The organism is Eubacterium sp. ER2 (genome assembly GCF_000765215.1).
GTDB lineage: Bacteria > Bacillota > Clostridia > Lachnospirales > Lachnospiraceae > Claveliimonas > Claveliimonas intestinigallinarum.
The window spans coordinates 1-3226 of the sequence record NZ_JPJE01000020.1; the positions used below are offsets into that span (position 1 = coordinate 1).

Genomic DNA, 3226 nt, shown 5'->3' on the forward strand with positions numbered 1-3226 from the left:
TGTAAATAACGGTGAATTAGTACCATCTGCACGGTCTAACTGTACCACCCTGCCGAAACAAGAGTACCGCCTTGCCGGTTGGCTGTACCGGTCGGCAACTGCACTTTGCCAACGATGCGAACCACTTTTTCGGTGAAGTGAACCATCCTTCCGGATGGTTGATCCACTCGATATTCGATTACTTTGCCTAAAGACGGTATCTGGCGAGAATGGAGCTTGCAATGGCTGTTATCGCCTCGCTGACGCAACTACGACATTGACAAGTGCCATCCTGCCAGATGAATGACAGCTAAACAAAGCAAACGCATTCTGTGCTGATGGAGCGTTGACTCCACAGCCGATGACCTGATGTTTTCAGGACATCTTACATAGAGTCATTCCAGCGCATACGCTGATGACTATAGATTATTACCTTGACAACTTAATACCGGTCGTCATCCTGACCCTGGGCAATCCTTATCATGGAATCCACATGCTCCTTAAATGACATTGGATCTCCGCCATCATAGTAGATCCTCATGTACTCCTGGTACGCCAGGTTATCGTAATGCGGGGTATCCAGATCAGAAAGAATATCAGCGCCAGTGGTCCACTGATGTTCCGGATCAAGCTTCTGGCTCAATTCATATCTGGCCTTTACGGTCTCAGCTTTCAGATGCTGGATGTCTTTCACCATGGAGTCTACGAGTTCCAGGAAGGATTGGATCAGTTCGCAGTTATCAACATCGGGGCATTCGTCCCATGCGGTGTAATCATCCCGGATCATTTGCCATCACCATCCTCTCCGGATGTCTGGATCCCATGGCGTTTTCGCATGGAGACGTGGCCATCAATAAAAACGTCATAGGCGTTGTGGATGATCCTGTCCATGATCGCTTCGGAAATCGGGCTCCCTTCCGCTGACGCAGGGTCGAGCCTGCCATACCATTCGTCCGTATGATACTGGGAACAGAAGATCATGGATCCCTTCTGGCTTTTGATCCGTGCTTCCACAACCTCAAGCAGGTTATAGGATTCCTGCTGTACCAACGGGCGGATGAGCCATTCATCAAGGATGAGAAGATCCACTTTCAGGTAAGAAGCAATGGTTTTCCGGAATTCACCAGTGCCCTTAGCGACATTCAGTTCTTCCAGAAGCTCAGGAAGGCGTACGTAACGTACTTTTTTAAATTTTCTGCAGGCAGCATTGCCAAGTGCACATGCAATGTACGTCTTGCCGCTGCCGCAGGCACCACTCAGGATGATATGCCGCCCGTCATCGATATACTTGCAGGTGGAGAAGCGTGTCAGCTGCGTCTTGTCCAGCTTACGGTCCGGATGGTATTCGATCTCTTCCATACAAGCATTTGGCGCTGAAAATCCGGCATCACGGATGCATTTGGCGAGCTTATTGGCCTGGCGGCGGTTCCACTCTGCATCGACCAGGAGAGCGATCCGCTCCTCGAAGCCGAGACTGCTGTAGGTATCAGGATCGCTCAGCTGGGACTCCAGTTCTTTGGCCATGGCTGAGAACCGCATCTGCTTGAGGGTATCAATCGTTGACTGGTTGATCATATGTTTGCACCCCCTTTCCGGAAAGCATCAGCGCCTCGTGTGATCCCATGGCGGGTGCCATTTTTCGGCACAGGTGCTTCAGCGGCTTGATTGAGGGGAATCTTATCCTGTCCGTTTTTGAGAATGGTGAGGATGCTCCTCAGCGCAGGTGTCGATGAAAAGGCTAATGCACGTTCACAGGCGGCATCCACACGGGCAAGGCCATATCTGTCTGCAGCCTTCATAAGGCTTACACAGTATTTATAGCCCTGCTCCGGCTCCTTCCCGGCTTCCAGGAATTGACGGATCACTGCGGAAACAGAGGAGCCTGCCGACTCAGCCCATGAGAGGAAAGCGTCTTTGTTGTAAGAGAGGTATCTGCGGTGTGCTTCCGGCATATGTCCCGGCACCATAACAGCATCGCGCTGGGCCTTTTTTAAGCGCACATGGGAAGCAACGCGTCCGCCACGGAAGAACACTTCCACGGTATCTCTTGTAGTGCGGATGTCTACGGTCTCGCCGATCAGGTCAAAGGGCACCGAATAACGATTGAGGCCATCGGTGATCATATAGTCGTTGTGGATCTTCGCTGTGCTCCATGTAGCCAGCTCGTACGGTGCGGGAGGAAGCGGATGCATAAAACTGCGTTCTTCCTCTTCATATGCCGTGTGGCGGTTCCCTTTCCGGGTCTTGAAAGACTTATTGTTCAGAGCCTCAAGCTTCTCTTTTACGGTGGCATAAGCCTCTTCAAAAGAGAGGAAGTGATAATTCCTGATGGCAGCAAGGATCCAGGTCGTGGCAAACTTCACGGAACCCTCTGCATTTGGTTTGTCGTCAGGAGCCTTTGGCCGGGCCGGGACAATCGCCGTATCGTAATGATCGGCCATTTCCTGGTAGGCTCTGGGAATGACGGTTTCATAACGGGTATTCTTGGTTACTCCGGTCTTGAGGTTATCCGGCACAACCAAACGGGTTACGCCACCAAAGTACTCATAGGCATGGACATGGCAGAGGATAAAGTTCTCCGACTTCATATCCCGGCAGAGTTCCGCATATACAAGGCTGCTGCAAGACAATACTCCCACGAAGAGATAAGCCGGAGTGATTTCGCCGGTAACACTGTCGTGAATGTCAACGGTTGCACCAGCCCAGTCAACCTCGAAGGTCTCTCCAGGCTTTCGGGAAATACGCATGGTTGCCTTGCTGACTCTTGCCCATTTGCGGTAGAGGTCACCAAACTGTGTACTCATGTACGGCTGCTTCCCTGCGGCATAAGCCTGCTCGCAGTACTCTGTCCAAAGAAGTGTCATCGTAACGCCTTTCTTTGCAAGTTCCCTGTGAATCCACGGGAAGTCAATGGGCATACGGTTGGAATTCTTCTCTGCCCGGGCAGGGTACAGGAGTAACTCCAGGTCTGAGTTAGTAACATTTGCATCCAGAGGCCACTCGATCTTCAGCGCATTGGCTAAGTCGATTACTTCTTTGACAGTACTGCGGGAACTATGAACAGATGATGTGATCACCCGCTGTGAATACCCGAGATTATGAAGCCTCAGGATTTCTCGATAATCTACCATGATTATCGCCCTCCTTATAATAGTAGTCACACATTAGGTGTGCCACAATCATTATAAGGAGAACTTTAACGGCTGGTACAGCCAACCAGTAAGATGGTACAGAATTAGCGGCAGGG

The 3226-nt window shown here is 50.9% G+C and carries 3 protein-coding genes; all 3 read right to left on the reverse strand.

The features are described 5' to 3' along the window. Positions 1 to 421: 421 nt before the first annotated feature. From NI21_RS0108015 to istA, 3 genes are read right to left on the reverse strand one after another with little or no spacing between them, the layout of a single operon-like run. Positions 422 to 766, reverse strand: a complete 345-nt coding sequence (locus NI21_RS0108015; protein WP_033125732.1) for a hypothetical protein — start codon at positions 764 to 766, stop codon at positions 422 to 424. After that, on the reverse strand, positions 763 to 1554 hold the full coding sequence (locus tag NI21_RS0108020) for an ATP-binding protein (protein WP_033125733.1): 792 nt from the start codon (positions 1552 to 1554) through the stop codon (positions 763 to 765). Before NI21_RS0108020 ends, NI21_RS0108015 begins: the two co-directional genes overlap by 4 nt. Continuing rightward, complete coding sequence (gene istA, locus NI21_RS0108025) at positions 1551 to 3110, reverse strand: IS21 family transposase (RefSeq protein WP_033125734.1); 1560 nt, start codon at positions 3108 to 3110, stop codon at positions 1551 to 1553. Before istA ends, NI21_RS0108020 begins: the two co-directional genes overlap by 4 nt. Positions 3111 to 3226 lie beyond the last annotated feature (116 nt).

Coding starts and splice junctions, on each gene's coding strand:
- NI21_RS0108015 (WP_033125732.1), bottom strand. CDS start 766: ATGATCCGGGATGATTACACCGCATGGGACGAATGCCCCGATGTTGAT.
- NI21_RS0108020 (WP_033125733.1), bottom strand. CDS start 1,554: ATGATCAACCAGTCAACGATTGATACCCTCAAGCAGATGCGGTTCTCA.
- istA (WP_033125734.1), bottom strand. CDS start 3,110: ATGGTAGATTATCGAGAAATCCTGAGGCTTCATAATCTCGGGTATTCA.